Origin of the sequence: Streptomyces sp. NBC_00224 (assembly GCF_041435195.1) — a bacterium.
Classification (GTDB): Bacteria; Actinomycetota; Actinomycetes; order Streptomycetales; family Streptomycetaceae; genus Streptomyces.
Genome location: NZ_CP108106.1, coordinates 1,231,234 through 1,250,645 on the forward strand (window position 1 = coordinate 1,231,234; position 19,412 = coordinate 1,250,645).

A 19,412-nucleotide genomic window follows, 5' to 3' on the forward strand; every position below is an offset into this window, starting at 1 on the left:
TATGCGAGGGCGCTGGGTGGTGGCATGGGTGCTGTGCGCCGCGGTCGCAGGCGGGTTGATGTCCCTGTGGGCAGTGTGGAGCCCCGACCAGGTCTCGGCCGCCGCCTCGGTGCTCGGGACCGCCACCGTCGTGCCCGTGTTCCTGCTCAGCAGCCGGTTCTCCGCGCCCTTGAGCACGATGGGGCGACGGACCGCCGTGTCCGCCGCGGTGGCACTCGGCGGCGGTATGGCCAACGCTCCGGCCCTGATGCCCTTCCTTCCCGGCACGAACCCGGCGGCGACCTTCCTCATCGGGACTGCGTTCGCCGCATCGAGCCCGTTTGCCGGTCGTCCTTGCCGCGGGCCTGCCGGTCCCGCCGGATCTGCCCGGCCGGGGCCGCCCGAGCACGGCCGGCCGGCGGCGGCGCCTTCCCCGCGCGCTGGGGAGCGTGGTCTGCGTGGCCCTCTCCTGCGGTCTGTCCTTCGCCAGCTACGTGGCCTATGTGCACCACGGCGGACAGACGCGCTTCCCGGCCAGCCTGCGCGACGGGCTGGTGATCGGTACCGTCCTGGGCGCGGGGCTCGCGTTCCTCCGCTGGATCCGCGCCGGCACCATCGACGACGGTCAGTCGAGCGTCGAAGGGACACTGCGCTCCGACCGGCTGCTCACCCTGCTCGGCGCAGCCGCCTGTGCCGTTCTGTTCGTCCTGCCCGACGCGGGCGTGCGGATGACCATCTGGTTCACCAGCTCGCTCGGCGATCTCGCGCTCGTGGCCGCGTTCCGCCTCCTCGACGTCGGGGTCATCGGGCTGGTGCTCGCCCTGGGCACCTGCGCCTGGCCGTACTACACCATCGCCCGCCTCCAGTTCGCCGTACACGGCCGACTTCCCTGGCGGCTCCAGGCGTTCCTCGCGGACGCCCACCGCCTCGGCATCCTGCGCAGGGTCGGCTCGACCTATCAATTCCGCCACGCCCGGCTGCAACAGCACCTCGCCGACGGCGCGCGCCCGCCGGGCCCGCGTCCGCCCGCCGACCTGCCCGGCGCGCACTCCGGCTCAGCCGCCCCACGGTGATCGGCATCCCCGCCCCGCGCACGGCGAGCCGTGGGCACATGGCCGGAAAACGGCGAGCGACTTACGCTCGCCGCCACAGGCGCACCACACTGGAGCCTCACGACCGAGGAACAGCACGGACGAGGAGTTGGTGAGATGTCCACGCAGCCCACCGAGGGCGCCGCGAAGGCCACCCGAGCTGCGATCGACGCCTATCTGGCCCGGCTTTCGGCGCGGGATCTGGACGGCGCTGTGCAGGTCTTCGCCGAGTCGGCGGAATTCGACGCTCCGGGATCCTCGGCGGTGCCGTGGTCGGGCCTCCGGAGCGGGCGGGAGGGGGTCATGACGTTCTTCACGACCCTCCACGAGTACCTGAAGCCCGAGGAGTTCACGGTGACGCACATCGTGGTCGACGGTGAACAGGGGGTGATCATCGGCCATCTCCGGGACACCGTCAAAGCCAGCGGAAAGCCCCTCGTGACCCCCTTCGCCGCCCATGTCACGGTCGTGGACGGGCAGATCGTGCGCTACCACCTCTTCGAGGACACCCATGCCCTCCACCGGGCCGTGACCGACAGCTGAGCGTCCGCCCGCCGTCCCCAGCACCCAGAGAGGCACGACAGATGACTCCCCCCGGCATGCCCACCCACCCGGCCGTACGCGCCTTCGTCGACGCGGTCAACGCCCAGGACCAGCAGGCCCTGTGGACCGTCCTCGCCAAGGACGCCACGGTGGTCGACGTCGGTACCGAACGCGATCTCGACGCCTGGGTGGAGCGCGAGCTGTTCTCCTCCCACGCCCGGATGGAGGTGGTACGGGAGTCGCACGGCGGTCTGTCGGTGACGGCGCGTTTCCACAACGACATCTGGGGGGACATCGACACCGCGTGGGAGTTCTCCGTCTCCGGCCCGGTCATCCGGGGATTCGTCACCGGCCCCGGCTGAGCGTTCTACGCCGGACGAGACAGAGGTACGCAGAACGGGCAGCGGGAACAGGGGAAGCAGAGGCAATGGTGTGAGCCGCACCTCGGGGCCCGGGGCGGAACCGGCACCGAAGGAATCGGTACGGATCCGCCTCCTGGGCCCGGTGAGTGTGGAGGTCCGGGGCCGTCACATCGGCCTGGGGCCGCAGCAGCGCGCACTCCTCGCGGCCCTCGCACTCGCCCGGGGCCGTCCGGTCAGCACCTCCCGGCTCTCCGAACTCCTGTGGGAGGGCGACGCCCCGGACGGCGCGGTCAGCGCCCTGCGCACCCACGTCATGCATCTGCGGCGCATCCTGGAACCGGGGCGGCGCGCCACCTCCGGCTTCGAGCTCCTGCTCAGCGCGGGCGCCCGCAGCAACACCAGCTACACCCTTCAGGTGGCCGACGAACAGGTCGACGCCCTGCACTTCGTGCACCTGACCGACCAGGCCCGCAAGGCCGCGGCCGACGACGACGCCCGCGCCGCGGTCACCCTCCTCGACCGGGCGCTGGCCCTGTGGACCGGGCCCGCGCTCGAAGGCGTCAGCGACCGCAGCTTCGCGCTGGCCGAGGCCGACCGCCTCGAAGAGCTGCGTCTGGTGGCCCGGGAGGACCGTCTGGACGCGCTCGTCGAGCTGGGCCGCTTCGAGGAGTCGGTGCCGGAACTGACCACGCTGGTGGCCGAGTTCCCGCTGCGCGAGCGGCTGCGCTGCCAGCTCATGCTGGCGCTGTACCGCTCGGGTCGCCAGGCCGACGCGCTCGCCTCCTACCGCGACTACTACCAGCTCCTCGACGACGAGGTGGGCATCGAGCCGGGCCGCCCGCTCAAGGAGCTCCACCAGCGCGTCCTCGTGGGCGACCCCGGCCTCGCCGCCGAGCCCGTCCCCGAGCCCGCTCCCCCGCCGTCCGCGCTCCCGGTCCCCCGCCAACTGCCGCCCGACGTAGGGAGTTTCACGGGCCGGACCGGCTATCTGCGGGAGCTCGACGCGCTGCTTTCCCAGTACGCCACGGGCCCGGGACAGACGCTGGTGATCTCCTCGCTCTCCGGTATGGCGGGCGTCGGCAAGACCGCGCTCGCCGTGCACTGGATGCACCGGGCCGCCGACCGCTTCCCCGACGGGCAGCTCTACGCGAACCTGCGCGGCCACGCCGACGAGCCCCCGACCACGGCCGACGACGCCCTTGGCCAGCTCCTGCGGGCCCTCGGGGTCGGCGCCGGGCACCTGCCGGAGAACACCGACGAGAAGGCCGCCCTGTACCGCTCGCTGCTCGCGGGCAAGCGGATGCTGATCCTGCTCGACGACGCGGCCGGTCTCGAACAGGTGCGCCCGCTGCTGCCCGGCTCACCGACCTGCTTCGTCGTCGTCACCAGCCGCAACGACCTGCGGGGCCTGACCGCGTTCCACGACGCCCACCGGGTGAGCGTGGCCGTCTTCAACGACGAGGAGGCGCTCGCGCTGCTCGCCCGCGTCATCGGCGCCGACCGCGTACGCGGCGAGCCCGAGGCCGCCGCCGAAGCCGTCCGGCTGTGCGGCGGCCTGCCGCTGGCCGTACGGATCGTCGCGGCCCACCTCATCGGCGACCAGCACCTGCCCCTCGCGGAGGTCGTGCGCACCCTGCGCGGCGACGACCGCCTGGACGACCTCGCGCTCGACCAGGAGCAGCACACCGGCGTGCGCAGCGCCCTCGCCCTGTCCTACCGCTCCCTGCCCGCGCCGGAGCAGCAGCTGCTGCGGCTGCTCGCCCTCACCCCCGGCGCCGAGGTCTCCACCCCGGCCGTCGCCGCGCTGGCCGGGGCCCCGCTGAACGCCACGGCCCGGCTCCTCGACCAGCTGGTCTCCCGCAGCCTGCTGGAGACGCACCGGCCCGGCCGCTTCCATCTGCACGCCCTGGTCCGCCTGTTCGCCCGCGAACGAGCCCGTGCGGAGGACACCGCCGCCGTACGCGAGGAGGCCGTCGACCGGCTGCTGACCTGGTACCTGGGGACCGCCGAGCAAGCCGGCCATCTGCTCTACGGAACCTTCTACTCCTGGTACGCCGCCGCCCCGCCCGAGCCGGACGGCTCCCCCACCGCGCCCCTGACCTTCAGCGGCCCGCCCGCCGCGTCCTCCTGGCTGGAGGACGAGCGGGCCGCCCTGCTGGCCTGCGCACAGCACGCCCTGGGCCACGGGCCGCGCCCGTTCGCCTGGAAGTCCGCCCTGGCCACCCACGGCCATCTGATGGAACACGGCCAGCGCACCGACTGGCTGCGCGCCGCGGAGACCGGGCTGCGCGCCGCCGAGGCCGAGCACGACGACCACGCGCGCGCGGTGATGCACTGGAGCCTGTGTTACGTACTGTGGGAACTGGCCCGCCACGACGAGGCGCTGCGGCACAGCGCCCGCGCCGACTCCCTGTTCGCGCGGGCCGGGCTGCCCGTGGAGCGGGCCGGTGCCGTGCTCGGGCTCGCCGCCTCGCACCGCGAACTGGGCGCCCTCGACCAGGCCCTGCGCCACGCCGAGCACACCCTGGCCCTCTACCGCGACGGCGGGGAGCCCGCCGGGGAGGCGTGGGCGCTGTTCCTGCTCGGCTCCGTCCGCCTGGACCGGGGCCAACTGGACGCGGCGCGGCCGTACTTCACCGAGGCGCGGGAGCGTGCCGAGGCGTCGGGCGACGAGCACACCGTGATGCTGTCCCTGTGGGGGCTCGGCGCCCTCCACCACGCGCTGGGCGCCCTGGAGGAGGCACAGCGCCTGCTCACCCGGGCCCTGGCCGCCCACGGCAGACTGCTGTCCACGTACGCGGCGGAGGGCGCGCTCAACGCCCTCGCGGCGGTGTGCCGCGACAGCGGCGATCCCCGGCTCGCGCTCAAGTACGCGATGGACGCCCTCAGCATCACCCACCGCACGCACCGCCGTCTGGTCGAGCCAGACGCGCTCAACACCATCGGCACCGTGCTGCTGCACCTGGATGACGCGCCCGGCGCCCTGGACCACCACCACCGCGCCCTGGAGGCGGCCCGGGCGACGGGCTGTCTCCGGGCGGACGCGGCGGCCTGCGTGGGCCTGGCCGCCGCGCACCGGCACCTGGGCGAGAACCGCGAGGCCCTCGCGTACAGCCGGCGGGCGCTGAGCACCGCGGGGCAGGCCGGGCTCCGGCTCGTCGAGGCCGAGGCGCGGACCGAACTCGCCCGGGTGCACCTGGCGCTGGGCCACCGCACCAAGGCGGCGCAGGCCGTCGAGCGGTCCCTGCGTCTGCACCGGGCCGCCGGACACGAGCCCGGCCTCGCACGGGCTCTGGAGGTCGCCGCCGCCGTGCGGGGCGAGGGCGACGAGCTCAGCCGATCGCGCGTACCACCGCGGTGATCACCGCGGCCACCAGGACGACGAGCGGCACGGGCGCCTTGAGTCGCCACGCGACCAGGGCCCCCGCGAACCCGGCGAGCCGGGCGTCGAAGGTCATGCCGTGCGCGCCCGCCGAGCCCACGAGCTGGGTGACGACCAGGACGGCGAGCAGCGCGGGCGTCAGGTACTCCACGAACCGGGGGAACCAGCCGGGCAGTTCACGGTCGCCCATCAACAGCGAACCAGCGCCTTTGATGAGGAACGTGGTCACCACCAGGGCGCCGACGACGATCCACGGGTCGTTGCTCAACGGGCCCCCTTCACTGAGCGGGTCATCGGGGCTTCGCCGTCCATACGACGGCGATAAGACAGGCCACGGCGATGGCCGTGTCGGGGAGCCCGGCCGCGGTGAGGGCCGCGGCGCACACGGCCGCGGTGGCGGCGGCCGTCCGCTTGCGGGCGGTGCCCAGGTGGGGCGCGAGGAGAAGGAAGAACAGGACCGGCGAGACGGCGTCCAGACCGTAGTTGAGGACGTCCACCGCCTTGAAGGGTCCGATCGCCCCCAGCAGCGTGCCCAGGACCCAGCCGAGCCACAGCACCACGCCCGAGGAGAGCAGGCGTATCCGGTCGAAGCGTCCGTCCGCGTCGCTCGCGATGGCCCAGGACTCCTCGATGACCAGCTGGGACTCGACGGCGCGGCGGGCCCGGCCGCCGCGCAGCGCGGGCAGGATGGCGAAGCCCATCACCAGGTAGCGCAGGTTCAGCAGGGTGCCCGCGACGGCCGCGGCCGCCCAGCCGCCGCCGTTGACGATCACGGAGACGGCGGCGAACTGCGAGGAGCCCACGAAGACCAGGCCGGACATCGAGGTCGCGCCGAGCGCGCCGAAGCCCGCGCCCTTGGCGAGGACGCCGAAGGAGATGCCGAACGCGAAGATCGCCACGGTGAACGGCACCGCCGCTCTGGCGCCCGCGGCCCAGGCCTCGCGCCGCCCGGTGGGCGAGGCCGGACGGGTGGGCTCGGATTCGGTACCGGTCATCCGCTCTCGCTCGCTACGGCCGGGGCGGCCTCGCTCGTCGGGGCCGGGCGGGCCGCCTCGCCCCGCACGGCACGCGCGTACGCCCGCACCAGCGCGCTCGTCACGGCGCCGACCGGGTACTCCAAGGCATCGACGGCGGTGACCGGCTGGACCTCGTACGCCGTGCCGGTCAGGAACACCTCGTCGGCGCGGGCCAGTTCGGCCGGGTCCAGGTGCCGCTCGACGACCTTCAGGCCGAGCTCGTGGGCGAGCGCGATGACGGTACGGCGGGTGATGCCGTCCAGTACGCACTCCGGCGGCGGGGTGTGCAGGGCGCCGTCGATCACCAGGAACAGATTGGCGCCGGTCGCCTCGGCGAGGCGGCCCTGGTGGTCGAGGAGCAGCGCGTCGTCGCGGCCCGCCTCCTCCGCCTCCTGCCCGGCGAGGGAGCCGAGGGCGTACAGGGCCGCGGTCTTGGCGCGGACCGGCGCGGTGTCGGGTGCGGGGCGCCGCCAGCGCGAGGTGCGCAGCCGGATCCCGCGCGGCCCGGAGGCGAAGACCTGCGGCCAGGGCCAGGCCGCGATCGCCACATGGACCGAGGTGCCCGGCGCGACCAGGCGCAGGCTGTCGCTGCCGCGCCAGGCGACCGGGCGGACATAGCCCTCGGTGAGGCCCGCGACGGCCACGACCTCGCGGGTGGCGGCGTCCAGTTCCTCGGCGTTCCAGGGCAGTGCGAAGCCCATCTCGCGGGCCGAGGCGACCAGGCGGAGGCTGTGTTCGTGGAGTTTGAAGACCCGGCCGCCGTAGACGCGCTCGCCCTCGAAGACGCTGCCGCCGTAGTGCAGCCCGTGGCTGAGGACGTGCAGCCGGGCCTCGCGCCAGGGCACGAGCTGTCCGTCGAGCCAGATGGAGCCGTCCCGGTCGTCGAGCGGCGGCGAGGTGGGAGCCCGCGCACCGCTCGCGTGGTTCGCGTCGCTCACGTGGCGAAGCCCCGTTCCGTGTAGGGGAAGCCCTCCAGTTCGTTGACCGGGACGGTGTCGTCGCGCCGGGACGCGTAGTAGATGCGGACCTCGTCGATCAGGCCCGAGTCGTCGAAGCGGTAGACCTCCGCTCCGCGCAGCACCTTGCCCAGGCGCGGCTTGAAGGCGGTCCACTCGCAGACGGCGGTGCGGCTGTGCTCGTCCGCGTACACGGCGTCCACGGCCCAGCTGGAGTGGTTGGCGCGTACATCGGCGCCCCAGCGCTCCACGACCGGGTCGATGCCCGCGATGGGGCCGGACATCCCCGCGGCCAGGTAGTGCACGACGTGCTCGGAGAGGCACTGGGCGAACAGGTCGCGGTCGACCTTGTTGCACGCCTCGAAGTACAGCCGCACCGCGGCCTCCATGGCGGCCCGGTCCAGCGCCCGGCCGTCCGCGCGGCCCTCGTCCCCCGTGGCGTCGGTGTCCATGTCGCTCGTCTCCTCAGCTCTCGATGGCTTGCTCACACCTCGGCCGGCGCGAAGTGCAGGGGTGGCAGGGACGCCAGTCGGCCCCGTGCGCGCACGAGCGTCCGCTGATCGTCCGTGAACGCGTAGCGGTCGCCCTCGGCGCCTTCACGCAGCTGCGTTCGTACCAGTGCCCTGGCCGCCGCGCGGTACTCCTCGGGCGTGGTGACCGCGGCTTCCATGGCCTCTATCGTGTCCACCAGTTCACGCAGTCCGTCGAGGACCCGGTCGTAGGACAGCGAGAGCCGCCCGCCGTGGTCGGCGAGGGCACGGCGTTCGCGCAGCCACGAGTAGAGGAACACCCCGGTGCCCGCGTCGAAGTTGCGGACCGCGCGGGCGTCGAGCGGATAGCGGAACATCCGCTCCAGAAGGATCATGGCTATCTGTTCGTCGGCGTACGGAACGGCGTCGTCGTGGCAGGCGAGCACGGTCTTCGCGTCGACCTTCAGCTCTTCCAGCAGGCCGATGAACCAGTTCATCTTGAGTTTGATGTGCCGGTCGAGCGGCCACTGCCCCTGGTGGTGGAAGTAGTCGTGCAGATAACCCCAGAGGGAACGCGCCTGATAACAGACCTCCGGGTCCATTCCGGTCGAGGCGCGCGGTACGGAATCCGGGGTGAGCACGGACCGCGCGGACGGCACCGCGTACGTCTCGTGGATCCTGCGGAATTTACTGAAGAAGAAGATGGCGTAACCCTGTTCGGCCACCTTGTCGTGGGCCGCGACGTTCTCCGGGAAGAAGACGATGCAGTTGCCCTTCGTCAGCCCTTCGCTTCCGGCGAGCAGCACGGTGGCCTGGCAGTTGTTCTTGGGGTGCGGATAGCGGTCGGCCAGCTCGGGCAGCGCGTCGGGCTCCTTGCGGCGGACGAGGAAGAACTCCAGCCGCCTGCCGACCGGCGGGACGCTGTTGGTGGTCTGTACGGGGGCGAGGAACGCCGCCCAGTCGCCGTCGGCCGGGGCGGTCAGGGCGTCGCGGCAGCGGGCGAAGTGCGGTGGCGTGTCGAGTCCGGCGGCCAGCCAGCCGTCGATGTCGGCGGCCAGCGCGTCGGCCTGGCCCGCCCTGCCGTGCCCGGCGAACCAGCGCACGGCCTCGTCCTTGATGGCCAGGAGGCTTCGCCGGTCCTCCTCGCCCGGCTCCGGGACCGTGCCGTCGTCGCGCTGGCGGGCGCGGAAGGCGTCGATCCGCGGCAGGAGCCCCCGGCCGAGCCGTTCCACCTCGCCGAGCATCTCGTCCTGGGGGCGCCGGGGGCCGGGCGTTCCGGTCACGGAGCGGCCTCCCGCAGGTGGTGCACCGTGTAGACCATCGGCACCTCGCCGAAGCTGCGCACGACCCGCAGGCCGTGGGCCTTCGCCGCGACGACCGTGGTGACGCAGCCCTCGGTCTTGCCGTCGGCGCAGTCGATGGCCGCCTGCGCGTTGCTGGTCACCAACTGCCGTTCGCTCGCCGGTGGTACGAGGCCGGCCGGCGCCGGGTGGGTGGCCACGGTACGCGGCTCGGTGCGCCCGCCCGGCGCGACGGCGAGCACCATCTCGTGGGTGGGCCACACGAAGGAGTCCACCATGCGGCAAACCCGCAGGTTGCCGAAGACCAGCGTGTGCAGCTCCGGATAGACGGCACAGGCGACCAGCGCGTGCTCACCGTTTCTGGGCACGGTCTCCATCGCGTATTCGAGGGTCGCGTGCAGGGTCACCCGACCCTCGCTCCCCAGCCCTTGCCGCCGGAACCACTCGTGGGCCGCGGCCTCCAGGTTGGTGCCGGTCGGGCCCAGGGTGTGCAGATGCCGTATCTCGCCGATGGGCGAAGGCGATAAAGAATTGACGCACGCTCGCTCCCGCGTCACTATTCCCACTCCCCCATGCTTCCCCCGCGATTCTCCTGTTGCCCTCGGGCAACACGCGGGCTGCGCGTCGGTGCACGGTCCGCGTCGGTGATCCTAAGCGGCCCCGCCCGACGGCGGCCACCGCGTCGAACGCGCACCGATTGATTTCCCACACTGTGGCCACTTCCGCCCGTTGAACGTTCCGGAAATCCGGCGACAAATGCCGTCGGGGCGGGTGACAATCGCGCCCCTTTCCTCCGCTCACCCGGTCGATTGCCGTACGCATCGCGTCATTCCGCGTGCCGCCCGAAGGCACACACCGACGCAACACGCGCGCCCCGGACGCCGTCAGCCCCATCCGGGGCGGCCTGAAGCCGACGGAGCGCCCCGGCCCCGCACTCACCGTGACGCGTTGTCCGGGGCAGCGCCCGAGGGGAGTTCACGGTGCCGCCGTACGTTCCGGCCCCTGCGGGCGGCCTGATCGCACCGCCCGCCGGTCAGACCGCCGTCACCTTGGCGGCGAACGCGGCGAGGTTCGCCACGGTCCGCTGGATCTTCTCCTCCAGAGTGATCGTCTCGTGGAGCCGCGCTCCGGCGCCCACGTCCCGCTTGCCCCGTACGTACAGCGAACACGCGAGGTCGCTGCAGACATAGATGCCCACCGAGTTCCCCTGCTGTCCCGCCTTGCCCGCCTTCGGCGCGACCATCAGGGAGACGCCGCCGTCGTGGGTCGTCAGGCATATCGAGCACATGCTGCGGCGGGCCTGCCCGGAGGTGTGCCCGGGGCTCCGCAGCACGAGGGCCCTGATGGTGCCCTCCAGCTCGGTGACCAGGTAGGCCCGGCCCGGGGCCTGGGGATCTCGCCAACCGAAGTAGTCCAGGTCGTCCCAGGGGTGGTCGGCCAGGTCACGCGGCACGGACAGGCGCTTGGCCTCGCCCTTGGTGCAGTTCACGAACGCGGCACGGATCTCTTTTTCAGTCAGCTGCTTCATATAGGTGAGGCTAGTTTGCCTAAAGGTGTTAGGCAAACGCATAATCGTTGCAGGCGAGCGAGAGGGAGACGATGGGACGCGTAGGGCTGAGCACGGAACGCCTGACCCGGGCCGGGGCGGAACTGGCCGACGAGGTCGGCTTCGAGCAGGTGACCGTCTCGGCGCTCGCCCGGCAGTTCGACGTGAAGGTCGCGAGCCTGTACTCGCACGTCAAGAACTCCCAGGACCTCAAGACGCGGATCGCCCTCCTCGCCCTGGAAGAGCTCGCCGACCGGGGCGCCGCCGCGCTGGCCGGGCGAGCGGGCAAGGACGCCCTGGCCGCTCTGGCGAACGTCTACCGCGACTACGCGCGCGAACACCCCGGCCGCTACGCCGCGGCCCAGCTGAGGCTCACCCCGGAAGCGGCGGCCGCCAGCGCGGGCGGCAGACACGCCCAGATGACACGGGCGATCCTGCGCGGCTACGACCTGAGCGAGCCCGACCAGACGCACGCGGTCCGGCTGCTCGGCAGCGTCTTCCACGGCTACATCACCCTCGAACTCGGCGGGGGCTTCAGCCACAGCGCCCCCGACACACAGCAGACCTGGACGCGGATCCTGGACGCCCTGGACGCCCTGCTGCGGAACTGGCCCGCGCAGTGACCCCGCCCCGTACCCAGCCGCGGACCGCCCGAGCGGCGCATTCCCCAACCGACCGGCCCAGCCACTCCGAAGACCGAGTAGGGACCATGCACACCCAGCACGACTGGATCACCACACCCATCACCGCCGACCTCCTGCGCGGCGCCCTCGACGTGGAGCGCACCGAGCACGGCGTGCTCCCGCACCGGCTCCCCGCCCGGGCCCGCGCCCAGAACACGGACGGGCAGCTGGCCATGGCCGAGTCCCAGCCCTCCGGCGTACGGCTGGTCTTCCGTACCCGCGCCACCGCGATCGAGCTGGACACCCTGCCCACCAAGCGGGTCTACGTGGGCGTCCCCGCGCGTCCGGACGGCGTGTACGACCTGGTCGTCGACGGCGTCCTGGCCGGGCAGGCCAGTGCGGCGGGCGGCAACACCCTGACCATCGACATGAGCACCGGCTCCGTCGAGAACCGGCCCGGGCAGCCCGACACCCTCCGCTTCACCGGCCTGCCCGACGCCCCCAAGGACATCGAGATCTGGCTGCCGCACAACGAGACCACCGAGCTCGTCGCCCTGCGCACCGACGCCCCCATAGCCCCCGCACCGGACCGGGGCCGCAAGGTGTGGCTGCACCACGGCAGTTCGATCAGCCACGGCTCCGACGCCGCCGGCCCCTCGACCACCTGGCCCGCGCTCGCCGCCTCCCTCGGCGGTGCCGAGCTGATCAACCTGGGCCTGGGCGGCAGCGCCCTGCTCGACCCGTTCACCGCCCGCGCCCTGCGGGACACCCCGGCCGACTTGATCAGCGTCAAGATCGGCCTCAATGTGGTCAACACCGACCTGATGCGCCTGCGCGCCTTCACCCCGGCCGTCCACGGCTTCCTGGACACCATCCGCGAAGGCCACCCCGACGCACCCCTGCTGGTCGTCTCGCCCATCCTGTGCCCCATCCACGAGGACACACCCGGCCCCTGCGCCCTGGACACCACCGCCCTCAGCGCCGGTCGCCTGCGGTTCATGGCCACGGGCGACCCCGCAGAACGCGCGAGCGGGAAGCTGACCCTGCGCGTCATCCGGGACGAGCTGGCCAGGATCGTGGAGCAGCGGGCCGCCGAGGACCGGAACCTGCACTACCTCGACGGCCGCGCCCTGTACGGCGAGGCCGAGGCCGCCCGACTCCCGCTGCCCGACCAGCTCCACCCGGACGCGGCCACCCACCGCCACATCGGCGAGCGCTTCGCCGGGCTGGCGTTCGCCGCCGACGGGGCCTTCGGGAGCGGTGTGCGCGTCTGAGAACGGACACCCCATCCGACGTAGCCCCTGACGACTCCTCAGGGGAGCCTTCGGGCCGAGTCAGGGTCGTCCCCGATGATCGGGTGCCGGTCGGACACCAGGATCAACGGTATGAAGACGAACAAGACGAAGACCGTGGCCCGGAACCGGCGAACGGGCCGCGCCGCAGCGGGAGTCGGGACCGTGGCCGCCGCCGTCGCCCTCCTCGCCACGGCCGCGCAGGCCCCGGCCCTCGCCCAGGGCGCGGCCGACCCCACCGACCCAGCCTCGGACGTGTTCTCGCACGTCGACTACAGAGACTGCCCCACCGACCTCCCCGCCGGCGTCGACCGGAACAAGTGGCGCTGTGAGGTGACCGTCGGCTACTCGCACTTCAAGCTCGGCGGGATCGCCGTCCCGGACATGAAGCCGATCACCTTGACGCACGCCGAAGGGCCGCTGCCGGACGGCACGTTCGGGCAGGTCTTCGGGACGCTGCGGGCCGACACGACCCCGGTGCCCGGCGGCCTGCTGGGCCGGGCCGCGGACCCGGCCGGCCGCAACCCGCTCCTCGGCCTGGCCATCCAGCCCGAGTACGGCGGTTACTCGGACTTCCTGGGCACCGGCACCGACAAGGGCGCCCTGGACATGAAGTTCCGGCTCGTCTCGCCGTTGCTCGGCGAGCGGTGCACCATCGGCACGGACGCCCGCCCGGTCGCGCTCCACCTGCGCAAGGACGGCCCCAGCACCTGGCTGTCGGAGAACCCGCCGCTGGTCCGCTTCAGCGCGTACGACCAGACCCTGACCGTCCCGGCCGCCACCGACTGCGGACCGCTCACGCACAGGGTGAACCACCGCTTCGGCCTGCCCGCCAAGACCGGCGAAAGCAAGGTTACGTACACGGCGTACTACACCTTCAAGACGTACGACCAGCTCCCGGCGGCCTGAGCACGTGTCCCGTGTGCTCGCTTCCCGAGCGCGGGTGCCCGCCACCGTCACCGGTAGCGGGCACCCATCTACGCACGGGTCAGATGCGGGTGTCCTCGACGGCCGGGATCCAGCGGCTGTCGTCCCTGTCCGCGTTGCCGTTTCCGGTGATCGAGCGCCGCGGTGCGGGGGCGGTGGGTGCCTTGCCGCAGAACGCGGGCTCCAGCGTGTTCGTCAAACCGCTGGTGACCGCGCCGTTGTTGGAGGCGTTCGCGAAGAGGACGACCGTGCGCTTCCCGTCCGGGGTGGAGAACGTCTGCGTCTGGTAGCCCTGGACGATTCCGCCGTGGCCGAGCACCTTGCCGCAGGAGAGCGCGATCTCCCTGATCCCCAGGCCGTAGCTGATCTTCGCCGTGCTGGTGGGAAGCACGCTCGTCATCTGCCGCAGCGACTCGTCGGAGACCAGCCCGCCGGAGCTTCCGGCGAGCAGAGCGGTCATGAAACGGTCGAGGTCACGGGCGGAGGAGACCACGCCTCCCGCGCTCCAGACCCACGACGCGGTCTGCTCGGTCGAGTCGAGGAGCGGCTTGGTGCGGTCGTCGTTGGTCAGATAGCCGGTGACGTGCGGGCCGGCGATGGTCTTCTCGGGCACGGTGAAGGTCGTCTGACGCAGCTTCAGCGGCTCGAAGATCTGCTCGCGCAGCAGCTCGGCGTAGGGGCGCCCGGTGAGGTGCTCGGCGGCGAGACCCATCAGCACGAAGTCGGTGTTCGAATACGCGTACGCCGTCCCCGGGGTGTACTGCAGACCGTGCTTCACCGACATCGCCACGAGGTCCTTGGGCTCGTAGACGTTGTTCCGGATGCGCTTCTCGAAGACCGCGGTGGTCTCCTCCCCGCTCTGTTCGAGGAGGTCGTTGGTGTGGTCGTACACACCGGCGCGGTGCTCCATGACCTGGCGTGCGGTGATCGACCAGCTCTCGGGGAGCGTCCCGGCGGGCAGGTACTCGCGCAGCGGCTTGTCCAGGTCGATGCGTCCCTGCTCGGCGAGGCGCATCACCAGGACCGAGGTGAACATCTTGGAGTTGCTGCCCACGCGGAACCGAAGGGCCGCGTTCATCGGCGTACCGCCGAGGTCGGCCTTGCCGACTGTCAGCGTCCGGCCCCGCTCGGGGTTGCCGTGGTCGCGGATCACCGCGAACGCGCCCGGCGCCCCCGCGTCCACGACGCGCTGCAGAGCGGCGCGCACCCCCGACGCATCCTGCTCGGCCGGGCTTTGCACGGCGGACGCGCCCACGGCGCTCCCGGCCATGAGCGCCACGGTGGCGGTGAGTGTGGTCACCGAACGCGCGATCGTGATTCCAGCCATATGAGAAGTACCCCTGTTCCCCGGCGACTTGGTCAGTGCCCCGGCCTGCGTAGCACTCGTACATCCAAGATCGTATAGGTCGGGACGCTTCGGGCCGGATCGCGGGCAGCTTCACCCCAATGGGAGTCGAGTCAACGGACCGTCCCGCCCGGGCCTTGCCGACACACCAGCCGTAGGCGACGATCAAGCGCCAGGCGTTCACCCGTGGAAGGGACAGTCGTGTCCGACGTCAAAGCCGAGCTCGACCAGTTGATACGCACCTTCCTCGGTGCGTTCACCAACACCGGAGGCACCCGCCCCGACGTCGATGTCATCCGCGAGGTGTTCATCCCGCAGGGGATGATCATCAGCAACGTCGGGGGCAAGCTCGTGGTCTACGACCTCGACACGTTCATCGAGCCCCGGGAGAAGATCCTCACCGACGGGACGCTGACGGAGTTCTCCGAATGGGAGGTGGCCGAGCGGACCGAGATCTTCGGTTCGATCGCCCACCGGTTCAGCGAGTACCGCAAGTCCGGTTTCCTCAACGGCGAGTGGTTCGAGGGCTCCGGCCACAAGACCACCCAGTTCGTCCGCACACCTGCCGGCTGGAAGTTGAGCTCGATGGCCTGGGACGACGTGTAGCAGGCCCTTTGGCCGGTCGGACAGTGGTGGCGATGGTCCTTTGCGGTGGTCTTCAGCTGCGACACCCGCCGGTTCGCTCGGTGGCGACAGGGGGTGTGTGAGCCTGGGCACGACGGGGGCATCCCACTTTCGAGGAGCTGGTTGTTCCGGTGTTCCGTCTCTCCCTGGCCCGTCCCGGCGCGAGATCCCTCAGGCCCCTGCTGACCGCGGCCGTGCTGTCCGTGGCCGCTCTTCCCGCGACGGCGACGGCCCTGCCCGGCGGCGGGCAGCAGGCGTCCCCCACCGGGGCCGTCCTGGCCGCCGGACCGCTGCCCGGCGGGCTCGGCCCGTGCGTGCCGGGCAACTGTCCCCCCGACGGCTACCCGCCCATCCACAACGGCCCCATCCGGTACCGCGACAACGGCATCAACGTATACGTCGGCGGTGACTTCAACGTACGGGAGAAGGCCGCCGAAGCCGAGGGCCGGGTCGTCGTGCTCGGCACCTTCGACCAGCACAAGGCCGCGGGTGTCAGCGGCATCTACAACGTCGGCGAGGCCGGGGTCGGCTCGCGGGTCGCTCCGCCGGTCGGCGCGGACTGGCTGACCACCGGCGGCAACGTCACCGTCGCGACCGGGCAGCGGCTGCTCGCCGAGCAGGGCGTCGTACGCCACGCGGGCTCCGCCACCGGGACCATCGCTTCCCAGCGCAACGTCCACGACGCGGACGCGGCCAAGCCGTACACCGCGCTGCGGGGGCAGCTCACCGACGCCAGCAAGTGCTACGCGCACCCCGGCGGAGTCACCCGTACACCCACCGGGACGGCCGTCCACTCCGGCGGGGAGACCCTGTTCACCGGTGACGGCACCTCCATGCTCCAGGTGTTCAACGTGGACTTCGACATGCAGAGCGCGAGCGGCGGCCAGGAGGGCATTCGCTTCGCCCGCATCCCGACCGGGGCGACCGTGCTGGTCAACATGCTCGGCAGCAGCCGGACCATCAACACCTACAGCGGCACGATCGACGACTCCAGCGCGTTCAACCACCTGCGCAGCCGACTGCTGTGGAACTTCCCCGACGCGACCTCCGTCGGCTTCAAGGGCACCGGCCAGTTCCAGGGCAGCGTGCTGATCGGCGACCAGGCGTCCCTGGCGACGGTGAGTCTGCCCGGCATCAACGGGCGCTTCTTCACCACCGGTTCGCTCACCCACACCAGCCCGCCGTCGGGCGGCGGTGGCCAGGAGTTCCACAACTACCCCTTCGACGGGAACCTGCCCGACTGTGCCACCGCGCCCACCGAGGGCGAGGTGAAGGTCCTCAAGACGGACCACGCCACGGGCAGGCCGCTCGCCGGGGCGGTCTTCGAGCTGTGGGAGGAGACCAACGGGACCACCGGGCTCCAGACCTCGGGCACCAAGCCGGACACCCACCTGGGCACCCCCTGTACCACCGACGGCTCCGGGGCCTGCACACGGACCGTCCCGCCGGGCACCTACTACTGGGTGGAAACCAAGGCCCCCGAAGGCTACGACCTCCCCTCCCCCGCACACTTCGGGCCACTCGTCCTCACCGAGGCCAACGCCTCCAGGGGTGTCTCGGTGACCGCGGCCAACCACCGGCACGTCGTGCCGAAGGGATCCATCACCGTCGACAAGACGGACGCCGAGACCGGCAGGCCGCTCGCGGGGGCGGTGTTCCGGCTGTGGCACGAGACCAACGGAGTCGCCGGACTGCAGACCTCGGGGACCACGCCCGACACCCCGGTAGGACCCGGCTGCGCGACCGGGAACGCGGGCCGGTGCGTCTTCGCGGACCTGGCCCTCGGCTCGTACTACCTCCAGGAGACGGCCGTGCCCGAGGGGTATGTCCTGCCGCGGAACCGGGTCAGCGGCCCCCATGAGGTGACCGCCGCCAACGCGTCCAGGGGCGTCACCGTCAAGCTCACCAACCAGCGCGGAGAGCCCGACAAGGGGGGCAAGGGCGGGAAGGGCGGACCTCGCTGACGCCCGCGACCGGATGACCGGGTGACCGGCCGGAACGGACCGGTCCCCTCCAGGGCGGCCGCGCTGTCGTATGCCCTACGGCAGCGCGGCCGCTCTGGCGCATTCCCGGTGTGGCACATGCGTACGATCTCGGTCGGTGGGGCCGGATCGCGCCCCACAGAAGGGGAATCCATGGCCATTACCGACATAAACGGGATCAACCTGTCCGGGGTGACCGGCAAGCTCATCCAGACCGTGCCGTTGACGAAGAACCCCGCTCCGCAGGCGATCGCTTCCGACCCGGTCAACGGGCACGTCTTCGTGCTCCAGATGGAGAGCGCCGCCAAGACGCCGCTCGGGAACATGTATCTCAACCGGATCGACCGGAACACCGGCCGGTTGACGGGCAGCATGTACCTCACGGGCTTCGGGCACGGGATCTCGATGGGCGCCGAGCCGGTCGGGACCGACACCTACCTGTGGACCGAGGTCGGACCGGTTTCCCCCAATGACGGTGTCAGCAACGCCTTCGGTACGGCCGTCACCCGGTTCCCCTTCGTCGACGGGGCCACGCTGGACCAGGCCGACGTGCCCGCTTCGAAGAAGTTCTGCCCGCCGGGCGGACGGAGCACCGGCCCGTCGGTGGACCTCGCCAACAACACCCTGACGATCGTCTACTTCAAGGGCAGTGTGCGGTGTTTCACCCGCTATGACCTGGCCAAGGCGGCGCAGGGCGAGTGGGTCGAGGTGGGCAGCACCTTCGAGCTGCCGACGGGCGCGGAATCGGGACTCACCTTCCAGGGTTACACCGCCCTGGGCGGCGTCCTGTACCTCTACCAGTGGAAGAAGGACCCGGTCACGACCTACCCGGGTACCGCGTACATCACGTCGTACTCCCTGGACTCGAAGACGAAGCTCGACTCGCAGGTGGTCACCGGCGCCGACGGTCTTGAGCGGCGCGAGCCGGAGGGGCTGGCCGTCGAGGCGGACCCCGCAACCGGCGAGACCCGGCTGCTGTTCGGCTTCAGCGACACCGTCCCGGGAACCACCGGGCGGCGCAACGTCACCATCGGCTGGTACCCGACGCAGCCGGCGGTCGACGGTGTGAAGGTGCTCTCCGGCTGGGAGAACCTCACCCTCGCCGCCGGGGTCACGGCGGGCGCCGAGGCTCCGCGCGGCCGCCTGGTCGCCCTCGCCGACACCACGTACCTCCAGCTGCGCGGCACGCTCACCTGCAAGCTCACCGCTGACGCGCTGATCGCCACGCTGCCGCAGCGGCTCTTCCCCACCCGGCCCGTACGGCAGAACACCCCGCGCAACATGTACTACGGGGTGGGGGTGTGCCGGGTCGAGGCGAACAAGCTCGGCGAGCTGTGGGCGTTCGGCGCCACCGCGGACAACGCCATCTCGTGGATCGACCTCGACTGCTTCTCGGCCGCCTGGCGATGACGGCGCCGGACCTCGGACACCCCCACCACCTCTCGCGATCCGGAGGATCGACCATGCCCTCGCGCACCACCAGCCGCCGCTCCCTGCTCGCCACGGCCCTCGCGGTACCCACCGCGGCCGTCGGTGTGCCGCTGCTCACCGCCTCGCCCGCCGCCGCGGCCACGACCGGAGTCCAGGTCGTCGTGGACTGGACGGCGATCGCGTTGGCCGCGGGCGTCTCCGCGGGTGCGGGCACGCCCGCCGAGGCGCGGGTGGTGAGCATCGCTGGCACCGAGTTCCTCCAGCTGCGTGGGGTGATCACCTGCAACTTCTCCGCCGACGCGCAGTTGGGCACTCTCCCGGCGACCATACGTCCGCCGAAGACGACCCGCGGTGTGTGCCCGCGCAACAACCACCTCGGCGTCAACGCCACCCGCGTCGAGGCCGACACGTCGGGCCGCGTGATGGTCTACGGCCCGCAGACCACGGACCCGGTCACCTGGATCCAGCTCGACAGCTTCTCGTCGGTGCTGCGCTGACGGAATCGGGGTGGGGCAGGACGGGCCGCCCCACCCCGGCCGGAC

At 71.8% G+C, this 19,412-nt stretch carries 19 protein-coding genes; 11 read left to right on the plus strand and 8 right to left on the minus strand.

The genetic code is table 11. The annotated features are described in order from the left end of the window. The first annotated feature begins 320 nt into the window (after positions 1 to 320). The 4 genes from OG965_RS05365 to OG965_RS05380 all read left to right on the plus strand — a co-directional run bounded on the left by OG965_RS05365 (position 321) and on the right by OG965_RS05380 (position 5,336). Positions 321 to 1,052, plus strand: coding sequence for a hypothetical protein (locus OG965_RS05365; RefSeq protein WP_371649641.1), 732 nt, complete (start codon positions 321 to 323; stop codon positions 1,050 to 1,052). 135 nt (positions 1,053 to 1,187) lie between these two features. After that, a complete protein-coding gene (locus OG965_RS05370) occupies positions 1,188 to 1,613 on the plus strand; it encodes a nuclear transport factor 2 family protein (RefSeq protein WP_371649643.1) in 426 nt (141 codons plus the stop codon). Positions 1,614 to 1,654: 41 nt separating this feature from the next. Continuing rightward, the gene (locus OG965_RS05375; protein WP_371649645.1) at positions 1,655 to 1,975 is read left to right on the plus strand and encodes a nuclear transport factor 2 family protein; all 321 of its coding nucleotides are present in this window, start codon (positions 1,655 to 1,657) and stop codon (positions 1,973 to 1,975) included. A gap of 70 nt (positions 1,976 to 2,045) precedes the next feature. After that, a complete protein-coding gene (locus OG965_RS05380; RefSeq protein WP_371649647.1) occupies positions 2,046 to 5,336 on the plus strand; it encodes a BTAD domain-containing putative transcriptional regulator in 3,291 nt (1,096 codons plus the stop codon). Here the strand turns inward: OG965_RS05380 and OG965_RS05385 are convergent. The 7 genes from OG965_RS05385 to OG965_RS05415 all read right to left on the minus strand — a co-directional run bounded on the left by OG965_RS05385 (position 5,308) and on the right by OG965_RS05415 (position 10,628). Further along, positions 5,308 to 5,625 (minus strand): AzlD domain-containing protein, encoded by a 318-nt coding sequence (locus tag OG965_RS05385; protein WP_371649649.1) that lies wholly within the window; start codon positions 5,623 to 5,625, stop codon positions 5,308 to 5,310. The genes OG965_RS05380 and OG965_RS05385 overlap by 29 nt on opposite strands. 22 nt (positions 5,626 to 5,647) lie before the next feature. After that, complete coding sequence (locus OG965_RS05390; protein ID WP_371649651.1) at positions 5,648 to 6,352, minus strand: AzlC family ABC transporter permease; 705 nt, start codon at positions 6,350 to 6,352, stop codon at positions 5,648 to 5,650. After that, entirely contained in the window at positions 6,349 to 7,311 is a 963-nt protein-coding gene (locus tag OG965_RS05395; RefSeq protein WP_371649653.1) for a branched-chain amino acid transaminase, read from the minus strand. Before OG965_RS05395 ends, OG965_RS05390 begins: the two co-directional genes overlap by 4 nt. After that, a complete protein-coding gene (locus tag OG965_RS05400; protein ID WP_371649655.1) occupies positions 7,308 to 7,781 on the minus strand; it encodes a nuclear transport factor 2 family protein in 474 nt (157 codons plus the stop codon). The genes OG965_RS05395 and OG965_RS05400 overlap by 4 nt, the downstream gene beginning before the upstream one ends. Before the next feature lie 32 nt (positions 7,782 to 7,813). Then, entirely contained in the window at positions 7,814 to 9,082 is a 1,269-nt protein-coding gene (locus OG965_RS05405; RefSeq protein WP_371649657.1) for a DUF6421 family protein, read from the minus strand. Further along, positions 9,079 to 9,657: a bacilysin biosynthesis protein BacA gene (locus OG965_RS05410; protein WP_371649659.1), complete on the minus strand. Its 579-nt coding sequence runs from the start codon at positions 9,655 to 9,657 to the stop codon at positions 9,079 to 9,081. The genes OG965_RS05405 and OG965_RS05410 overlap by 4 nt, the downstream gene beginning before the upstream one ends. Before the next feature lie 476 nt (positions 9,658 to 10,133). After that, entirely contained in the window at positions 10,134 to 10,628 is a 495-nt protein-coding gene (locus tag OG965_RS05415) for an FBP domain-containing protein (RefSeq protein WP_371649661.1), read from the minus strand. A gap of 71 nt (positions 10,629 to 10,699) precedes the next feature. On the opposite strand from OG965_RS05415, the gene OG965_RS05420 reads away from it, so the two are divergent. The 3 genes from OG965_RS05420 (at position 10,700) to OG965_RS05430 (ending at position 13,470) form a co-directional block, all read left to right on the plus strand. Then, entirely contained in the window at positions 10,700 to 11,269 is a 570-nt protein-coding gene (locus OG965_RS05420) for a TetR/AcrR family transcriptional regulator (protein WP_371649663.1), read from the plus strand. A gap of 86 nt (positions 11,270 to 11,355) precedes the next feature. Next, positions 11,356 to 12,543 (plus strand): GDSL-type esterase/lipase family protein, encoded by a 1,188-nt coding sequence (locus OG965_RS05425; protein WP_371649665.1) that lies wholly within the window; start codon positions 11,356 to 11,358, stop codon positions 12,541 to 12,543. Between the two features lie 111 nt (positions 12,544 to 12,654). Next, complete coding sequence (locus tag OG965_RS05430; protein WP_371649667.1) at positions 12,655 to 13,470, plus strand: hypothetical protein; 816 nt, start codon at positions 12,655 to 12,657, stop codon at positions 13,468 to 13,470. 79 nt (positions 13,471 to 13,549) lie between these two features. Here OG965_RS05430 and OG965_RS05435 read toward each other — a convergent pair whose 3' ends face one another. Beyond that, the gene (locus OG965_RS05435; RefSeq protein ID WP_371649669.1) at positions 13,550 to 14,815 is read right to left on the minus strand and encodes a serine hydrolase domain-containing protein; all 1,266 of its coding nucleotides are present in this window, start codon (positions 14,813 to 14,815) and stop codon (positions 13,550 to 13,552) included. 219 nt (positions 14,816 to 15,034) lie between these two features. On the opposite strand from OG965_RS05435, the gene OG965_RS05440 reads away from it, so the two are divergent. From OG965_RS05440 to OG965_RS05455, 4 genes are all read left to right on the plus strand, one after another. Continuing rightward, entirely contained in the window at positions 15,035 to 15,439 is a 405-nt protein-coding gene (locus tag OG965_RS05440; RefSeq protein ID WP_371649671.1) for a DUF4440 domain-containing protein, read from the plus strand. Positions 15,440 to 15,588: 149 nt separating this feature from the next. Next, entirely contained in the window at positions 15,589 to 17,421 is a 1,833-nt protein-coding gene (locus OG965_RS05445) for a choice-of-anchor A family protein (protein ID WP_371649673.1), read from the plus strand. A gap of 171 nt (positions 17,422 to 17,592) precedes the next feature. Continuing rightward, positions 17,593 to 18,849 carry a hypothetical protein gene (locus OG965_RS05450; protein WP_371649675.1) on the plus strand — a complete coding sequence of 419 codons (1,257 nt, stop codon included), beginning with the start codon at positions 17,593 to 17,595 and terminating at the stop codon, positions 18,847 to 18,849. 53 nt (positions 18,850 to 18,902) lie between these two features. Then, positions 18,903 to 19,367, plus strand: coding sequence for a hypothetical protein (locus OG965_RS05455; RefSeq protein ID WP_371649677.1), 465 nt, complete (start codon positions 18,903 to 18,905; stop codon positions 19,365 to 19,367). Positions 19,368 to 19,412: the final 45 nt, after the last annotated feature.